Source organism: Pontixanthobacter luteolus (assembly GCF_947494915.1).
In the GTDB taxonomy this organism is placed as follows: Bacteria; Pseudomonadota; Alphaproteobacteria; order Sphingomonadales; family Sphingomonadaceae; genus Pontixanthobacter; species Pontixanthobacter luteolus.
Map to the genome: position 1 here is coordinate 701,755 of NZ_CANLWR010000002.1, position 17,714 is coordinate 719,468.

At 59.9% G+C, this 17,714-nt stretch carries 17 protein-coding genes; 12 read left to right on the forward strand and 5 right to left on the reverse strand.

All coding sequences use genetic code 11. The features are described 5' to 3' along the window. Positions 1-20 precede the first annotated feature (20 nt). The 5 genes from PO778_RS12265 to PO778_RS12285 all read left to right on the forward strand — a co-directional run bounded on the left by PO778_RS12265 (position 21) and on the right by PO778_RS12285 (position 4,140). The gene (locus tag PO778_RS12265; RefSeq protein ID WP_271439846.1) at positions 21-182 is read left to right on the forward strand and encodes a hypothetical protein; all 162 of its coding nucleotides are present in this window, start codon (positions 21-23) and stop codon (positions 180-182) included. Next, a complete protein-coding gene (locus PO778_RS12270) occupies positions 175-1,593 on the forward strand; it encodes a DUF5935 domain-containing protein (protein WP_271439847.1) in 1,419 nt (472 codons plus the stop codon). The genes PO778_RS12265 and PO778_RS12270 overlap by 8 nt, the downstream gene beginning before the upstream one ends. Positions 1,594-1,760: 167 nt before the next feature. Continuing rightward, complete coding sequence (locus PO778_RS12275; protein ID WP_160730966.1) at positions 1,761-2,210, forward strand: MaoC family dehydratase; 450 nt, start codon at positions 1,761-1,763, stop codon at positions 2,208-2,210. Between the two features lie 57 nt (positions 2,211-2,267). Further along, complete coding sequence (locus PO778_RS12280) at positions 2,268-3,446, forward strand: acetyl-CoA C-acyltransferase (protein WP_160730965.1); 1,179 nt, start codon at positions 2,268-2,270, stop codon at positions 3,444-3,446. Positions 3,447-3,528: 82 nt separating this feature from the next. Then, on the forward strand, positions 3,529-4,140 hold the full coding sequence (locus PO778_RS12285) for a DUF4126 domain-containing protein (protein ID WP_160730964.1): 612 nt from the start codon (positions 3,529-3,531) through the stop codon (positions 4,138-4,140). Between the two features lie 18 nt (positions 4,141-4,158). Here the strand turns inward: PO778_RS12285 and PO778_RS12290 are convergent, their stop codons facing one another. Then, positions 4,159-5,379: a polyhydroxyalkanoate depolymerase gene (locus tag PO778_RS12290; RefSeq protein WP_271439848.1), complete on the reverse strand. Its 1,221-nt coding sequence runs from the start codon at positions 5,377-5,379 to the stop codon at positions 4,159-4,161. A 277-nt stretch (positions 5,380-5,656) separates the two neighbouring features. Here PO778_RS12290 and PO778_RS12295 point away from each other — a divergent pair, with 277 nt between their 5' ends. From PO778_RS12295 to PO778_RS12310, 4 genes are all read left to right on the forward strand, one after another. Then, positions 5,657-7,387 carry an ABC transporter transmembrane domain-containing protein gene (locus tag PO778_RS12295; RefSeq protein ID WP_438944406.1) on the forward strand — a complete coding sequence of 577 codons (1,731 nt, stop codon included), beginning with the start codon at positions 5,657-5,659 and terminating at the stop codon, positions 7,385-7,387. Positions 7,388-7,508: 121 nt separating this feature from the next. Continuing rightward, positions 7,509-9,650 carry a M13 family metallopeptidase gene (locus PO778_RS12300; RefSeq protein ID WP_271439850.1) on the forward strand — a complete coding sequence of 714 codons (2,142 nt, stop codon included), beginning with the start codon at positions 7,509-7,511 and terminating at the stop codon, positions 9,648-9,650. A 150-nt stretch (positions 9,651-9,800) separates the two neighbouring features. Next, complete coding sequence (locus PO778_RS12305) at positions 9,801-10,595, forward strand: undecaprenyl-diphosphate phosphatase (protein ID WP_160730960.1); 795 nt, start codon at positions 9,801-9,803, stop codon at positions 10,593-10,595. Between the two features lie 74 nt (positions 10,596-10,669). Further along, positions 10,670-10,930, forward strand: coding sequence for a GlsB/YeaQ/YmgE family stress response membrane protein (locus tag PO778_RS12310; protein ID WP_160730959.1), 261 nt, complete (start codon positions 10,670-10,672; stop codon positions 10,928-10,930). A 6-nt stretch (positions 10,931-10,936) separates the two neighbouring features. On the opposite strand, the gene phhA is transcribed toward PO778_RS12310, so the two are convergent. Continuing rightward, on the reverse strand, positions 10,937-11,878 hold the full coding sequence (gene phhA / locus PO778_RS12315) for a phenylalanine 4-monooxygenase (RefSeq protein ID WP_271439851.1): 942 nt from the start codon (positions 11,876-11,878) through the stop codon (positions 10,937-10,939). A gap of 58 nt (positions 11,879-11,936) precedes the next feature. Here phhA and ppk2 point away from each other — a divergent pair, with 58 nt between their 5' ends. Continuing rightward, a complete protein-coding gene (gene ppk2, locus PO778_RS12320) occupies positions 11,937-12,716 on the forward strand; it encodes a polyphosphate kinase 2 (RefSeq protein WP_271439852.1) in 780 nt (259 codons plus the stop codon). 20 nt (positions 12,717-12,736) lie between these two features. Here the strand turns inward: ppk2 and PO778_RS12325 are convergent, their stop codons facing one another. From PO778_RS12325 to PO778_RS12335, 3 genes are all read right to left on the reverse strand, one after another. Continuing rightward, positions 12,737-13,969 carry a CoA transferase gene (locus tag PO778_RS12325; protein WP_160730957.1) on the reverse strand — a complete coding sequence of 411 codons (1,233 nt, stop codon included), beginning with the start codon at positions 13,967-13,969 and terminating at the stop codon, positions 12,737-12,739. Positions 13,970-14,026: 57 nt separating this feature from the next. Further along, positions 14,027-14,227, reverse strand: coding sequence for a hypothetical protein (locus tag PO778_RS12330; RefSeq protein WP_271439853.1), 201 nt, complete (start codon positions 14,225-14,227; stop codon positions 14,027-14,029). Positions 14,228-14,326: 99 nt separating this feature from the next. Further along, positions 14,327-14,683 (reverse strand): hypothetical protein, encoded by a 357-nt coding sequence (locus PO778_RS12335; RefSeq protein WP_160730955.1) that lies wholly within the window; start codon positions 14,681-14,683, stop codon positions 14,327-14,329. 149 nt (positions 14,684-14,832) lie between these two features. On the opposite strand from PO778_RS12335, the gene recQ reads away from it, so the two are divergent. Beyond that, positions 14,833-16,665 carry a DNA helicase RecQ gene (gene recQ / locus PO778_RS12340; protein ID WP_438944407.1) on the forward strand — a complete coding sequence of 611 codons (1,833 nt, stop codon included), beginning with the start codon at positions 14,833-14,835 and terminating at the stop codon, positions 16,663-16,665. A 35-nt stretch (positions 16,666-16,700) separates the two neighbouring features. Further along, a complete protein-coding gene (locus PO778_RS12345; protein ID WP_271439855.1) occupies positions 16,701-17,696 on the forward strand; it encodes a right-handed parallel beta-helix repeat-containing protein in 996 nt (331 codons plus the stop codon). Positions 17,697-17,714 lie beyond the last annotated feature (18 nt).

Here is a 17,714-nt window from a genome sequence, read left to right on the forward strand (position 1 = left end):
CCACCGGAGCTTTACGCACCTTGATCGACTATTTCGCCCTTGCCCTGATCCACGGCCTGCTCCTGCTTGCGCTGATCCGCATTGCCGGGCGGGACGATCTGGACCGGGAAACCGACGCGAAACCGTCGCGTCGGAGAGTTCGTAAATCCGGGCAATCGGGCGAGGTTGCTGGCGATGATTGATCTTGCGCTGTTCGCGTTCATCGCGTCGGTCATGCTGATTGGTTTCAGGCGACCATTCATCTGGGTGCTCGCATATATCTACGTCGATATCCTCAGTCCGGGCCGGATGGGCTACACGATCATGCCCGCGATCCAGATCTCCCTGATCACCTTCTGCGCAGCGTTTGCAGGGTGGCTGCTGACCGATTCGAAGCGCGAAGCGCGATTCACGCTAAGACAGGCGATCATGGGTGTGCTGCTGCTTTATTGCATGTGGACCACCGGCAATGCTGACTTCCCCGAATTCGCGGACGAGAAATGGCAGTGGGTATGGAAGGCGCTGTTTTTCGCCATATTCCTGCCCTTCACCATGATCACCCGGCTGCGGATTGAAAGCGCGCTGCTGGTGATGGTCCTGACGGTTGCCGCGATCGTGATTTCAGCGGGTATGAAAACCGTGCTGGGTGGCGGCGGCTACGAACGCAACCTGTTCTTCGTCAACGACAACAGCGGCATTTACGAAAGCTCCACCTTGGCGACTGTCGCCATCTGTAGCATCCCCGTAATTATCTGGTTAACGAAACACGGAACAATTTTCGAACCCGATTGGCGGGTCAAGACATTTGCCTATTCCCTGATCTTTGCATGTTTGCTGATGCCAATCGGGACAGAGGCGCGGACAGGCCTGATCTGTATCGCCGTGCTGATCGGCCTGGCGATGCGCGATGTGAAGCGCAGGCTGGTGTTTATCGTTTCCGGCGCGGCGCTGGCTCTGGTCGCGCTGCCGTTCATTCCGCAAAGCTATTACGAACGGATGTCGACCATCACCAGTCATGAAGGTGATCAGTCCGCCTCGACCCGTGTCGCGGTTTGGACATGGACGCTTGAATATGTGCAGGACAACCCGGTGGGCGGGGGTTTTGATGCCTATCGCGGAAACAAGTTCACCTATGACATGCCGGTCAAGCAGGAGAATCTCGACGGGAATACAGTTTCCGTCGAATACCGCGAGGTGACCGATAACGGCCGCGCATATCACTCGGCGATTTTCGAAATGCTCGGCGAACAGGGCTGGCCGGGCCTGTTTCTCTGGCTGTGGCTGCACGCGCTGGGACTGTGGCAGATGGAACGGCTGCGCCGCCGTTGGCGGGGCAGGACCGGGGCGGACCAGCAATGGCAGGCCCCGCTCGCAACCGCGCTGCAATATGCGCAAATCATCTATCTCGTGGGATCTCTGTTTCAGGGCATCGCCTATCAGCCATTTGTGTTGATGCTGGTTGCGCTGCAATGCGGATTTTGGAGCTATCTCAAGCGGACTGATCCGGAACAAGCGAAACAGCGGAAGCTGGCTTCAACGCGCTTGCAGTCTGGAGAGCAAAGGGCGGCTGATGGCCGTGCTGCGGCCCAACCGGAAGCGCCCGCCGCATCCTGATCCTGCGTGCCGGGCTTCGGCCCGACCGATTATTCCTGCAATTGGCCCGTCTTGCGGCCCGCGATTCCGTAAGGTCAGGTTGACGTTAACGGAAAGTGCGTTGCGCTCTGCGCCTGTATGCTCCATGTAGCGGCCAGATTTCACACAAGCGGCCAAAGGAGAGGCACATGTCCCCACAGGATATCGCAGCGAAGACAGGCGAAGTTATCGGAACCAGCGAATGGGCCGAAATGAGCCAGGAACGGATCAACCAGTTCGCGGACGCGACCGGCGATCACCAGTTCATCCACATCAACGAAGAAGCGGCCAAGATGACCCCGTTCGGCGGCACCATCGCACACGGCTTCCTGACCCTCTCCATGATTCCCTATCTCTCGGCCAATTCGGATATTCCGAAGATCGACGGTGTGAAGATGGGTGTGAATTATGGCGGAAACAAAACCCGCTTCATTTCCCCGGTCCGCAGCGGCAAGCGCATTCGCGGCCACTGGAAACTGACCGAAATGGTAGAGAAGCGTCCCGGCCAGTGGCAGCAGACCTGCGAAATCACGATCGAGATCGAAGGCGAAGATAAACCCGCCCTGATCTGCGAATGGATCACCATGCTGTTCGTCTGATTTTCCACCCCCTCCCCAGGAAAATCGACCGAATCACGACCAAAGAAGGAGTTCGCCATGCGCGACGCAGTAATCGTTTCAACCGCCCGTACCGGTATGGGCAAAGCCTATAAGGGCGCTTTCAATTCCACCCCTGGCGCAACGCTCGGTTCGTACTCACTCAAGCCGGCCATCGAACGCGCTGGCATTGAAGCGGGCGAAATCGATGACGTGCTGTGGGGCGCCGCTTTGCAGCAGGGTGCGCAGGCCGGTAACCTCGGCCGTCAGGTGGCGCTGCGTGCGGGCTGCCCGATCAGCGTTTCGGGCATGACCATCGATCGTCAATGCTCCTCGGGTCTGATGACTATCGCGACCGCCGCGAAGCAGGTCATCACCGACCGGATGAATATCGTCGCAGCTGGTGGTCAGGAATCGATCAGCATGGTCCAGACCCCGGAAATGCGCGTCATGCCTGACCCGGAACTGATGGCGATGCACGGCGCGATTTACATGCCGATGCTTCAGACCGCTGAAACCGTCGCTCAGCGTTACGGCATCAGCCGCGAAGCGCAGGATGAATACGCTCTCCAGTCGCAGCAGCGCACCGCCGCTGCGCAGGAAGCAGGCCTGTTCGACGACGAAATCGTTTCGGTCAGCACCACCCACAAGGTGAAAGACAGGGAAACCGGTGAGGTTTCCGATCAGGACGTGACCATCGCCAAGGACGAAGGCAACCGTCCGTCGACCACGCTCGAAGGCCTGCAAAGCCTGCAGCCGGTTCTCGGCCCTGACACGACCATCACTGCCGGTAACGCATCGCAGCTGTCGGATGGTTCCGCCGCTGTTGTCGTGATGGAAGCCAAGGAAGCTGAAAAGCGCGGTCTCAACCCGCTTGGCCGTTATGTCGGCATGGCAGTCGCCGGTACCGAGCCTGACGAAATGGGCATCGGCCCGGTTTTCGCCATCCCCAAGCTGCTTGAGCGTTTCGACCTGTCGGTTGACGATATCGACCTGTGGGAACTGAACGAAGCTTTCGCCGTGCAGGTGCTTTACTGCCGCGACAAGCTGGGCATCGACAATGACAAGCTGAACGTAAACGGCGGCTCGATCTCTATCGGTCACCCGTATGGCATGACCGGCGCACGCTGCGTCGGCCACGTTTTGCGCGAAGGTCAGCGCCGCAAGGCGAAATACGGCGTCGTCACCATGTGTGTCGGCGGCGGCATGGGCGCGGCGGGTCTGTTTGAGATCTTCTAAGCTGTAGCCGGGCCCGCGCTATTGCGGCGGGCTTGCCTAAAACTATCCAGCGGCCCATTCTCCGAACAGGAGGGTGGGCCGTTTGGGTATTGTAGAGATTCTTGGTGTCGCCGGTAGCGTCAGCCTGCTTGCGGGCTGGCGGCTTTATTTGTGCATTTTTGCAACCGGTCTGGCGATGCGGCTGGATGCGCTGCCCGTGCCGGAACATCTGACGAGCCTCGCGATTCTAGAGAATCCGTGGGTCATGGGTATCGCCGCGCTTGGGGCGGTTGCCGAATTCTTCGCCGACAAGGTCATGTGGCTCGATACGATATGGGACACGGTTCATACATTGCTGCGCCCGATCGGCGGCGCTTTGCTGGCGCTCGCAATTGTCGATCCATCAGACCCGGCCATGCAGGTCATCGCGTTCATGCTGGGCGGCGGTGCTTCACTGGCTGCGCATGGCGGCAAGGCCGGTGCGCGCGCGGTGGTCAACACCAGCCCCGAACCGGTTTCGAATATCGCTGTGTCCACCGCAGAAGATGTTGCCACCGTGGGGCTGTTATACGCTGCCTATGAATACCCGTATTGGGCGGCAGCGATTGCAGCCGTCCTGCTGGCCCTGACGATCTGGCTGCTGATCACCGCGCGCCGCATCATCAGGCGTATCTTCAGCTTCGGAAAACCTCAGGAAATCCCGCCACCGCGCTGATTGGCAAGGGCGGGCAGATCACCCGTGTTCGGCGATGAATTCCTCGACCACGGGGGCGACCTTTTCACGCCATTTGCTGCCGTTGAAAATGCCGTAATGCCCGGCACCTTCGGCCATGTAATAGCGCTTTTTCTTGTCGGACAGCTTGTCTGCCAGCTTTAGTGCGGCCTTCGTCTGTCCCAGCCCTGAGATATCGTCACGCTCGCCTTCGATTGCGAGAATGGCCGTTTCGGTAATCTCGTGCAGGTCGACAATTTTCCCCCGGTGAACGAACGTGCCGTTGGGGATCGCGTGGGTCTGGAAAACTTCTTCGACCGTTTGGAGATAAAACTCCGCCGTCATGTCGCAGACAGACCGGTATTCGTCGTAGAAATCCTTGGTCGCCTGGGCGCTGTCATCATCGCCTGCGGTCAGATGTTTGAACATCTCGTAATGGCTGAGCATGTGGCTGCCCAAATTCATGCTCATGAAGCTCGCCAGCTGCAGGAACCCCGGATAGACCCGCCGGCCCGCGCCGCGATGGCTAAGCGGCACGGTCGCAATCACGGTTTCGCGAAACCATCCAATCGGACGTTCCATGGCGAGGTCGTTGACCGTCGTCGGGCTCTCACGCGTGTCGATCGGTCCGCCCATCATGGTCAGCGTCTTCGGGGCGCACTCGTGGTTTTCGCGGTTCATGATCGCGGTTGCTGCAAATGCCGGAACAGATGGCTGGCATACGGCCATCATGTGCGCGCCGGGGCCGATGTGTTCGAGAAACTCGATCAGATAATCTATATAATCATCAAGATCGAAGCTGCCCTCGTGCAGCGGCACAGTTTTCGCGTCTGCCCAATCAGTTATGTAGACCTCGCAGCTGTCGACCATCCGTTCGACGGTGCCGCGCAGCAAGGTGGCGAAATGTCCGCTCATCGGGGCGACGATCAGCAATTTCGGCGCATCTTCCGGCAGGTCTTCGCGGACAAAGCGCTTCAGATCGCCAAAGGGCTTGTTCACCACTGTCGCCTCGGAAACGGGGTGTTGTTTCCCGCCGACCGTCACAGCTTCGATACCGAATGCAGGTTTGCCATAAGGGGCGGCTGCGTGGGCGAACACTTCCAGCGCCGATGCCGCCATCGGGCCAACGCCCATGTAGCCCATCGGCAATTTGGGATTGGACAGCATTTCAGCGCCGATCGATGCCCAGGCGCTTGCGCTGGACATCCAGGCGCGCTGCAATTCGTAAGCGTGATAAAGCAAATGAAGTCCCCTGCGACGAAAGGTTGGCCGATACGGCCTATTGTGCACTGCACCATGAGCCTATTTCTTGCCAAGCGCAACGTCTGAAGGCGATTATCGTTCATATCGCGCCGTGCAGGTGGATTTTCCCCATCGCACTCCCTATTTCAGCGCAATGGACGCGGATCAGACACTGCAAGAAAGTGATCAGGCTCCTGCCGGGCGCAGGAGATTTGGACGGGGCAAGAAGGCCGGAAATTCGGAGCCTAAGCCGGCCAAGACGCTAGGCCCGCTCAAAATGATCTGGACGGAAGCGGCCAAATATCCGGGCAAGGTGGCAATGGCGTTTGTCGCGCTGCTGATTACCGCGGGTGCAACGCTGGCGATTCCTGCCGGGTTCAAGCTGATCATTGATTATGGTTTTGCCGCTGGCGGCGATCCTGATGAAATCGGGCGCTGGTTCCGATATCTGCTGCTGATCGTCGGCGTTCTGGCCATCGGCACGGCGCTGCGGTTCTATTTCGTCAGCTGGCTTGGGGAGCGCGTGGTCGCCGACATCCGCCGCAAGGTGCAGGAAAACCTGCTGCTACTGGCGCCCGCCTTCTATGAAGAAAACAGCCCCAAGGAAATCGCCAGCCGAATGACCGCCGATACCGGGCTGATCGAAGTGGTTGTCGGGACCACGGTTTCGGTCGCTCTTCGCAACATATTGATGGCGATCGGCGGGACGATCTACCTGTTCTACCTCGCTCCCAAGCTGACCATGGGCCTGCTGCTCGGTATTCCGCTGATCGTCGGGCCGATCATGTTTTTCAGCCGGCGGGTTCGGAATATCTCGCGTTCGAGCCAGGACCGTGTGGCTGACATTGGGGCGATCATCTCCGAAACGCTGGGCGCGATGAAAATCGTCCAGGCGTTCAATCAGGAAAAGCGCGAACAGGCCCGGTTTGGCGATGCCGTCGAGGCGACATTCGACACCGCTAAAAAGCGGATTCTCCTGCGCGCCCTGATGACGTCGATCATCATCCTGTTCATTTTCGGCTCGATCACCCTGATAATGTGGCGCGGCGCCGTTGGCGTCACCACAGGCGACATCAGCGGAGGCACCATCGCCGCATTCGTGATCACTGGCGGCCTAGTGGCAGGCGCATTTGGCGCTCTTACCGAGGTTTACGGAGAACTACTGCGCGGTGCAGGCGCGGCAAGCCGGCTCAACGAACTGCTGAATGAACGGCCCGCTATCGCCCCGCCAGAGCGGCCGCAGGAACTGCCGGTTCCGCCGCGCGGCAGCCTGTCATTCCGCAATGTCACTTTCCGTTACCCGACGCGGCTGGACACCGCTGCGCTCAAGGATTTCACGCTTGAGGTCGAGCCAGGCGAGACGGTTGCAATCGTCGGCCCTTCAGGTGCCGGCAAATCGACCATCTTCCAATTGGCGGAACGGTTTTACGACCCGCAAGCGGGCACCATCCGGATCGATGGCGTGCCGCTGACCAGCGCCGATCCGGCGGAGATTCGCAAGCGTATTGCGTTGGTCCCGCAGGATGGAGTGCTGTTCTCCTCCAACGCCCGCGACAATCTGCGTTACGGCCAGTGGGATGCCAATGACGAAGAAATCTGGGAAGCGGCACGGGCTGCCAATGCCGCGTCTTTCCTGCGAGATCTGCCGAACGGGCTGGATACCTATCTGGGCGAAAGCGGCACGCGGCTGTCGGGCGGCCAGCAGCAGCGCATCGCCATTGCACGCGCTCTACTGCGCGACGCTCCGATTCTGCTGCTGGACGAAGCGACAAGCGCGCTGGACGCTGAAAGCGAGCAATTGGTCCAGCAGGCACTCGACCGCCTGATGCAAAGCCGCACTACGCTTGTCATCGCGCACCGCCTTGCAACCGTACGTGCTGCCGACCGGATTGTGGTGCTGGAAGACGGCCAGATCGTTGAGCAGGGCACGCACCAGCAATTGTCTGATGCTGGCGGGCTTTACAGCAGGCTGGCGGCGCTGCAATTCGCGTCCAGCGAAGCGGCTTAATCGACCAAGCTGCATATCAAACCGATGAATGTCGGCTGGAAATTGCCGCATGCGGTATGACACACTCAATCGACAGTCCGGCTGGACTGTCTGGGACTGATTCTTTGGGAGCACAAATCATATGATTCGTACAATTCTTGCCGCAGGCGCGAGCGCCGTTGCGCTGATCGCCGCCACCCCGGCGATGGCCGAACATCATGGTGAAATGGATAAGAAGGAAGAGGTTGTCGCAACCCCGACCATGAGCTTTGGCGAATGGGGTGTTGATCCCGAATTGCTGAGCGATACGATCAATCCGGGTGATGACTTTTTCGCATACGTCAATCAGGATTGGCTGGATGCGAACCCGCTGCCCGCCGAATTTTCACGCTTCGGCGCATTCAACCTTTTGCGGGAAAAATCGACCACCGATGTGAAAGCACTGGTGGACGAACTGGTTTCCCGTGACGGCAGCCTGAGCGCCTCTGAACAGCGCATAGTCGATGCCTACAGCGCATTCCTCGATACCGAGGCGATTGACGCGGCTGGCCTGACAATGGCGCAGCCATATATCGACACAATCCAGGGTGCGGATACGCTGGCGGCTCTCGCCACGCTTTGGGGTACGCCGGGTTATTCCTCGCCTCTGGGCGGTTATGTGAATGTCGATGCGAAGGAACCGACCCGTTATTCGGTTTATGTCGGCGCCGGCGGCCTTGGCCTGCCGGACCGGGATTATTATCTCGATGAAACCGAGAAAGGCCAGGAAATCCAGGCCAAGTACCGCGAATACATGGCATTCCTGTTCAAGGAAGCCGGCTATGACGATGCGGAAGCGACCGCGCAGGCAGTTTACGATTTCGAAGATGCTATCGCACGCAAGGTCAGCTGGGACCGCGCCACACGGCGCAATCGCGATCTGACATACAATGCTGTGACGGCCGATGAACTGGCGGATCTGGCCAGCGGTTTCCCGCTCGCCGCGATGCTGACAGCCAGCGGATTTGCAGATACCGACCGGTTCGTTGTCAGCGACCTGCCCCCTAGCGCTGAACGCGCCGGCGAACTCGGCCTGGACGAGGAAACCCTCGCCAAGATTGGCGGCGGTATGCCTGCGATGTTCGATCTGGCAGCCAACACACCGCTCGAAGTGCTTCAGGCATGGACGGTCAAAGGCTTCCTTTCGTCCAATGCAGAAGTGCTCCCGACCCGGTTCGACGAAGCCAATTTTGCTTTCTTCGGCCAGACCCTGCGCGGCACGCCTGAACAGCGCGCACGCTGGAAACGCGCCATCGCCGAAACCGAAGGTGCGCTGGGTGAATTGGTGGGCGCGTCCTATGTCGAGCGTTACTTCCCGCCGGAGAACAAGGCTGCGATGGACGAGCTGGTCAAAAACCTGCGCGTCGCTCTCGCTCAAAGCCTCGATGACATCGACTGGATGGGCGAAGAAACGAAGAAGCAGGCGATGGACAAGCTGAACAGCTTCGATCCGAAAATCGGCTACCGCGATAATCTGGAAACCTATGAAGGTCTGGAGATCGTTCCTGACAATCCCCTCGCCAACCGTATGGCTGCGGCCGAATGGGGCTGGAACGACATGATCGCCAATCTTGGCGGTCCGATCGACCGGACCGAATGGTTCATGCTGCCGCAGACGGTGAATGCGTATTACAACCCGACGAAGAACGAGATCGTCTTCCCCGCGGCGATCCTGCAGCAACCGTTCTTCGGCATCAGCGCTGATCCGGCGGTCAATTACGGCGCAATCGGCGGTGTGATCGGCCACGAAATCGGCCACGGTTTCGACGATCAGGGTTCCAAGTCCGATGGCACCGGCATGCTGCGGAACTGGTGGACAGATGCCGATCGTGCAGCGTTCGATGAGCGCGGCGATGCGCTGGTCGAGCAGTACAATGCGTTCTGCCCGCTCGATGACGGCGAGACGTGCGTCAACGGCCGTCTCACGCTGGGCGAGAATATCGGTGACCTCGGCGGTCTGAGCCTTGCCTACCGTGCTTACAAGATCGCCACCGAAGGCAAGGAAGTACCGGTGATTGACGGGCTGACCGGCGATCAGCGCTTCTTCCTCGCATGGGCGCAGGTATGGCGTTCGGCGCAGCGCGAAGAAAACTATCGCAACCGTCTGCGCACCGACAGCCACAGCCCTGAAGAATACCGGGTGAACGGCGTCGTTCGCAATATCGATGCCTGGTACGAAGCGTTCGGCGTGACCCCCGATAATGCGATGTATATTCCCCCGGAACAGCGCATTTCGATCTGGTAACAGCCAGCCTGAAATCCGGAACCAGCGAGCCGAGACGGCTTGCCTGCTACGGTTGGAAAGGCCATGGAACGGGCCGGATTGCAGTGGTGCGATCCGGCCTTTTCTATGAGCCTGTGTTACCCGGGCTTTTTGCAGGGATTCTGCCAGACCATGACTCTGTTCCAGCAGCTTCTGATCGCGATCGTTCAGGGCATTACCGAATTTCTGCCGATTTCGTCGTCGGGGCACCTGATCCTGATCCCGCATCTGACGGACCTTCCCGATCAGGGGCCGCTGATCGACGTTGCGGTCCATATCGGGTCGCTGCTGGCCATCATTATCTATTTCCGCAAGGACGTGCTGGGTCTTGCCCGCGGCGGTTTTGCGACAATTGGGCTGGGTGACAATCCGGTCCAGCGCAAGCTGTTCATGTGGGTGCTCGCCGGTACGATCCCGGCGGTGATCGCCGGCCTGTTCCTGAAGACCGGCGGTTATATGGAGGGGTTCCGGACGACCGACCTGGTTGCAACCAACCTGATTATCTTCGGGCTGCTGCTGGGTGCGGCTGACCGTTGGGGCCGCCAGGACAAAAGCTATGAAGACCTGACGCTGCGCGACGCGGTTCTGGTGGGGATTGCACAGGCGATGGCTCTGATCCCTGGCACCAGCCGGTCAGGTTCAACCATGACCGCAGCGCGCGCGCTCGGTTATTCGCGGTTCGAATCGGCGCGTTTTTCTTTCCTGCTGGCTATTCCGGCAGTTGCAGGCGCAGGATTGTTGGCGGCGTTCGACCTGGCTGACTTGTCCGTACAGATGCAGATGGACGCGCTGTTGACCGGTGCGTTCACCTTTGTCGCTGCACTGCTGACAATGGTGTTCCTGATGAACTTCCTCAGGAAAGCCTCGATGCTTGTATTCGTGATTTACCGGGTGGCGCTCGGTATCGCGCTATTGATCATCTTCTAGGCAAGACTCTGGCATCCCGGAACGATTCACCGTTTCCCCGCGTTTCTTCACTGTAACGTATTTTGGAAATGGAAATGGGTTTAGTAATTCTTCTCGCTGTCGGGGGCATCCTCGGCTGGTTGTCTTCGATCGTCGTCGCCGTTCACGAGCGGCGCGAGAAGGCGCTCTACATCACCGCCAGCGTGTTCGGTGCGCTTGCCGCAGGCATTTATGCTGCGTCCAGCTCTCCATTGAGCGCGGTCAGCGGGGCATCAGTGATTGCCGCGACGTTAGGCGCGGTGCTGTGCATCACGCTGGCGCATCTGGTGCGCCGCAATCTCAACACCGGGCTCTGAGCCGCTTTAGGCAGGCTTCGCGCCGCTTCCGCGGCCACCACGCAGCAGATATTCCTGCGTTCCCCGGTTCACCACATAATCCACATCGATGACCGCTGAATTGGCATAGGTAAATGCCGGCGGCAGGTTACGATAAAGTTTGTCGAAATCGCGCTCCACGGTCTGCCGATAAAGGTCTTCGAAGCTTTCGATAACGAAATATGTCGGCTGCAGGTCGCTGATCACATAGTCGGTGCGCATGACCCGATCGACATTCAGCATGATCCGGTTGGGGCTTTCCGCCTCCACAGCAAACACTGCTTCGGTCGGGCCTGACAGGATACCCGCACCATAGGCGCGAATGTCGCCCGGTTGTTCTTCGATCAGGCCAAATTCAACCGTGTACCAGTACAGCGCACCCAACGCCTTCAGGCGGTTGTACTTCATCGCCTTCCATCCGGCCTTGCCGTATTCCTGCATAAAATCGGCATAGGTCGGATCGGTCAGCATGGGGACGTGGCCGAACACATCATGGAATACATCGGGTTCCTGAATGTAATCGAACGTCTCGCGTGTGCGGATGAAGTTTCCGGCCGGAAAACGGCGATTTGCCAGATGCCAGAAAAACACGTGATCAGGAATCAGCATCGGCACCGGAACCACGCTCCAGCCTGTCAGCGCGTCCAGTTCTTCAGACAATCGCTTGAATTCAGGTACGCCGCCACGGCCCAGGTCGAGCTTCTCGGTCCCCTGGATAAAGGCGGTTGCCGCGCGTCCGGGCAGAACACCCATCTGACGTTCGAAAAGGTCGTTCCAGATTGCATCCTGATCGGAATCATACTGCGCCTGGCTCGGTTCCAGCCAATCGTCACCCAGATGCCTGGGCTTTTTCAGCGGAGCGGTGAAGACATCGGCCGGCATCTCCGGCAGGGTGGTAAAATCGCTTTGTGGTTCTGCTATTGTGGCCATAGTTTCCATTGATACCATTTATCGCCGCGCGGGTTAAGGCGGAATTAGGAGAGCAGGAATGCCCAGTCTGAAGCGCAAGAAATACGAGGATTTGCTTGAGCCGCTTGAGGAAGAGCTGGTCGCAATGGCGCGCTGGGCGCGGCACACTGGCGCGCGTATCTGCGTCGTGTTCGAGGGCCGCGACACTGCGGGCAAGGGCGGCGCAATCCGTGCCGTAAGTCAGCGGTTAAATCCGCGCCAATGCCGGATCGTCGCGCTTTCCAAGCCGAGCGAGGCGGAAATGACCCAATGGTATTTCCAGCGCTACACACCCTATCTGCCGGCGGCAGGTGAAATAGTCCTGTTTGATCGCAGCTGGTATAACCGTGCGGGTGTGGAACAGGTGATGGGTTTCACCGAACAAAGCCGTGTCGATCAATTTCTGACCGAGGCGCCTGTATTTGAACGGATGCTGGTGGATGACGGGATCTTGCTGTTTAAATATTGGCTGACCACCGATCAGGCAAATCAGGAAGAACGGCTGGCTGAGCGGCTGGAGGACCCGCTCAAGCGCTGGAAGCTGTCGCCTATCGATCTTGCCGCGCGGGAAAAATATGCGGCCTATACCGATGCGCGCGAAAAAATGCTGCGGGCGACGCATACTGACCACGCCCCGTGGACATTGGTCGATTTCAATGATCAGAAACGCGGCCGGCTAACGCTAATCCGCGATTTGCTCGACCGGCTACCGGACACACATATAGAGCCGCCAGCGTTGGAATTTCCTGACCTCGGCCATGCTCCAATGACAGAGACCTATTCAGTTATCGAGCCGATTGACGATTTCCCGATCGATTGACCGCGCGGCCACCCGGCGCTTCAGAAATCGCCTTTGTCGCTGCCTGAGACGATACCGGAATCGATTAGTTTGCCGATTTCACCCGATCCAAGCCCGAGCCGCTCGGCAAGGATTTCCTCGCTGTTCGCCCCGAGATAGGGCGCGGGTTTCGGCGCACCGCGATCCTGCTGGGGCAGGTTGGCGAACGGTCCGGGTGCCGGATATTCAAACCCGCTGGGATTTTCAGGCGACGGCCCGAACAACGGGTTGTTGGTGACCAGTTCCGGATCGGTCGCCGCTTCGTGCATCGTCCGGTACCTTTCGAACGTGGTACCCGCTGCCGCCAGACGCGCGGCCAGCGTATCGTAATCCATCGTATCGGCAACCGACTGGAACAGCGTGAAAAGCTCTTCGCGGTGAGTGAAGCGGTTGTGATCACTGTGCGCGAATTCGACACCGTGCCTCGCTTCGATGGCGGCGATCTGTTCGGCCACGCCGAATGCTTCGATCAGTCCCGACCATTGTTTCGATGTGAGCGCGGCAACCATGAAGCGCTTACCGTCCTTCGACCGGAAATCGCGCCCGAACGCACCCCATATCGCATTTCCGAGCCGCTGCCGGTCCGATCCGCGATAGAGCATTTCCGCCATCGCGCCGCTATTGGCGACCGTGCCGATCGCCACATCGCCCAGCGGAATGCGGATTTCGCCGCCTTCGCCGGTTGCATCGCGGTGCCGGAGTGCTGCCAGCAGAGTAAATGCGGTATACGCGCCGGTCAGGAAATCCCATGCGGGCAGCAACTGGTTTACCGGCGGGGCGGTTGCAGGATCCCATTCCGCCGGGCCGGTCATCAGCGGATATCCGCTGGCCGCATTGACGGTGAAATCCATCGCCTGGCGGCCATCTCCCCAGCCCATGATCCGCACCGTGATCATATCACCGCGGCCTTCCTTGAGGACCGCGTGCGAGAGGAAGCTTTTTTCCGGAACATTGGTGATCAATTGACCGGTCTTGCGGGCAAGTTCCTGAACCAGTTCGCGCCCTTCGCCGGTTCGCATATCCAGCGCGACGCTTTTTTTGGCCCGGTTCAGGTTTTCCCAGCTCAGCGAACGGCCAGCCTCTGTCAGCTGATAACGATCATAGTCCAATCCGCCGCCGATCTGGTCGACCCTGATCACTTCGGCGCCCATCTGCGCGCAGTAAAGCCCCGCAGTTGGCGATGCGACGAAACTGGAAACCTCGATAACCGAAAGTCCGGACAGGAGCTGATACATTTGCGGGATACTCGTTTGGCTGGCTGATTCAGTGACGCAGGGGCGCGTCGGTGCTTGTTATTCGGTTGGCTGCTCCGGCTCTTCGCTGGATTCTTGCTCCAGCGCGGCTTCTGGCAGGCGCCGTGCTTCGATCATCTCGGCCGCCTCGTCCAGTGCGCGGGCCTCGCCCACCGTCACGCCGCCCGGCCCCGGTTCGTTATCGGCTTTCCCGCAGGCTGCCGTCAGGCACACTGCAGCGATTATCAAGAGGTTCCTCATGGCATCACCATAGCGCACCGTTCGAAAAGGAAAAGCGGGCGAACTGCCTGTGCAACTCGCCCGCTTCCCAAATTGTCCAGCCGGGTGGAACGCGGCAGATTACATCGCGCTTTCGGCGTCTTCCTGGGCGTCGTCGACTGCATCGGCAACGTCGCTGGCAACTGCGTTGGCTTCGCCTTCTGCGGCGGCCATCACGTCCGCAGCAGCAGCAGCGGCAGCAGCGCCGGCATCATCGGCTTCCGCTTCGACAGCTTCCGACACGCTTTGCTCTGCATCGTCAGGAGCGGCAGCTTCCGCGTCTTCGGCAGGCTCTTCGACAACGTCTTCCAACGCTTCGTCAGCTGCCATTTCCACGTTTTCCGCTTCTGCCTCGGTGGAGGCGTCTTCGGCTGATCCGCATGCGGCGAGCGCCAGCGCGGCGGACGATACGAATGCAGTGTAAGCGATCTTCTTCATCAGGTGTGCTCCCAAAATCAAAACTGGTCCCGCGGTAACGCTACGGGTGCGATAATCCAGACTAGCCGCCGCTTATCCCCGCCGCAAATCCAATTTTGACGTGCGTGGAATTCAAGTCCGGCGGTTGCTCTGCCATAGCGGGCGGCATGATGAACGACGCCGATCCAGTCAGTCCGCCCGAGGCTGCTCTCCGCGATGCATCCGGCGCGTCGCTCGAAACTGCGCGGGCAACGCTGCGCAGCGTATTCGGCTTCGATGCATTTCGGGGCAGGCAGGCCGAAGTCGTCAGCCGGATACTGGACGGCCAATCGGCGTTGGCGGTCATGCCCACGGGGGCGGGCAAGTCGCTGACCTACCAGTTGCCAGCGACCATGCTGGAAGGGACGTGCATCGTCATCTCTCCGCTGATCGCGCTGATGCATGATCAGCTGCGTTCGGCCCGGGCCAACGGGATCAGCGCCGCAACGCTGACCAGTGCCGATGCTGATTGGCGCGAGACGATGGATGCGTTTCGCGCGGGCGAGCTCGACCTGCTTTATGTTGCGCCCGAACGGGCGACCCAGCCGCAATTCTGCGACCTGTTGACTGCGGCGCCGATTGCGCTGTTTGCGATCGACGAGGCGCATTGCGTTTCCGAATGGGGGCATGATTTCCGCCCGGATTACCGCCAGCTCAGGCCGCTGCTCGACCGGTTCGATCAAGTGCCCCGGCTGGCGCTGACCGCCACTGCGGATCGCCGGACGCGGCAGGATATTCTGGAACAGCTCGGCATCCCGCAGGAGGGGCTGGTCCTCGCCGGGTTTGACCGGCCCAACATCCGCTATCAGGTCACTCACCGTGACAGCCCGGTTCGCCAGTTAGTCGATCTGATGAACGAACAGCCCGGCCCGGGCATTGTCTATGCGCCGACCCGCCGCAAGGTGGAGGATATCGCGGCAAAACTGGCGGCGGAAACAGGCCGGCCTGTTCTGCCCTATCACGCAGGGTTGGAACCGGGCGTGCGCGCCGTGAACCAGGCCGCATTCGTGGCATCCGAAGACATGGTGATTGTGGCGACAATCGCGTTCGGCATGGGAATCGACAAACCCGATGTGCGCTTCGTCGCGCATGTCGGAATCCCGAAATCGATCGAGGCGTATTACCAGGAAACGGGCCGCGCGGGGCGCGACGGCGATCCTGCGCGGGCGGTGATGCATTGGGGCGCAGGCGATTTTGCCCAGGCCCGGCAACGACTGGGCGATATGCCCGAGCAGCGGCGTAATGACGAGCGTGCGCGGCTCGATATGCTGGCGAGCCTGATCGAGACGCCGCATTGCCGCCGCGCTGTGCTGCTGCGTCATTTCGGGGAAGATCCGCCGAAAACATGCGGAAATTGCGACAATTGCCTCAGCCCGCCGGAAGTCACCGACGCGACCGAGACTGCGCGCAAGCTGCTCTCTGCGGTGTACCGGACCGGGCAAAGCTTCGGGTTCGGACATATCCAGAAAGTGCTGACCGGCAGCGTGGACGACCGGATCGAGGGGCGCGGGCACGACCAACTGAGCGTGTTCGGTATTGTTGCCGGGGAAGAGGCGGCCATGCTGCAGCCCCTTTCGCGTGCGCTGCAAGCGCGCGGCGCACTGGTTGCCACCGAACATGGCGGGCTGGCCCTTGGCGGTGAAGCCCCTGCGATCCTCAAGGGCGAAATTCCGGTAGAGATCGTAATCCCGCCCAAACGCAGCAAAGGCCGCGGGCGCGGTAATTCGGCGGCCAATCCGGTCGGTGACCCGCTGTTTGACGCATTACGCGATCTGCGCCGCCAGCTTGCGCAGGATCAGGGGGTGCCGCCCTATGTCATCTTTCATGATGCGACCTTGCGGGAAATTGCCTCGCAGCGCCCTGCCGATCTCGCAGCGCTAGGCCAGATCAGCGGGATCGGCCGCAAAAAGCTGGAAGCATATGGCAGCGAATTCCTGGCCGTGGTGCGCAGCCAAAAGCCTTAGCGGGGCATTAACCCTTTTTCGCTATCGCGAGAGGCATGGAAGACCATGCTCACCCTTCGCCGCTCGAATATCCAGTAAGCCGGCCATCATCGAAATTCATTCTGGTTCTGGCAGCGCTTGCGATTGCAGCAATCCCTGCCGGCGCGCTTTTTGCGCAGGACGGGGGCGGTTTCACGGTGGTCGAGACAGGCCGCAGTTTTGACCGCCTGCAACAGGCCGTCGACGCGATTGGCAGCGGCACAGGCACAATAGCGGTTGCGCCTGGCACCTACCGGCAATGCGCGGTCCAGGCAGCGGGCGCAATCTCTTACATGGCGAGCGAGCCTGGCAAAGCCGTGTTCGACGGTGTGACTTGCGAAGGCAAGGCGGCGCTCGTCCTGCGCGGACGGGACGCCAGCGTTTCAGGTCTGGTGTTCCGCAACATGGCGGTTCCCGATTTCAACGGCGCGGGCATCCGGCTGGAGCAAGGCAATCTGACCGTCGCGCAAAGCTGGTTCATGAACAGCCAGCAGGGTATTTTGACCGCCAATGACAGCGGCGGCAGGATCGTGATCGACAAGTCGACATTCTCCGGTCTTGGAACCTGCGAAGGCAGCGGCGGCTGCGCGCATTCGATCTATATCGGCGATTATGGCCATTTGCGGGTTACCCGCAGCCGGTTCGAAAAGGGCCGCGGCGGGCATTATGTGAAAGCGCGTGCGGCGCGGGTCGACATCGCGTCTTCCAGTTTCGACGATTCAGCGGGCCGGGGCACGAATTACATGATCGACCTGCCCGCCGGGGCAACCGGCCAGATCACCAATAACTGGTTCGTCCAGGGGCAGGACAAGGAAAATTATTCGGCCTTTATCGCGGTCGGCGCAGAAGACCGCCTGCATCCCTCCGCAGGCCTGCAAATTGCCGGCAACGATGCCCGTCTGGCCCCGTCTGTTCGCCGTAACACGGTGTTCGTGGCGGACTGGTCAGGCGATCATCTGGTGATCGGCGACAACAATCTGGGTCAGGGCCTGCAACGCTTTGAAAGCAGATAGGAACATTGTCGCTCTCTG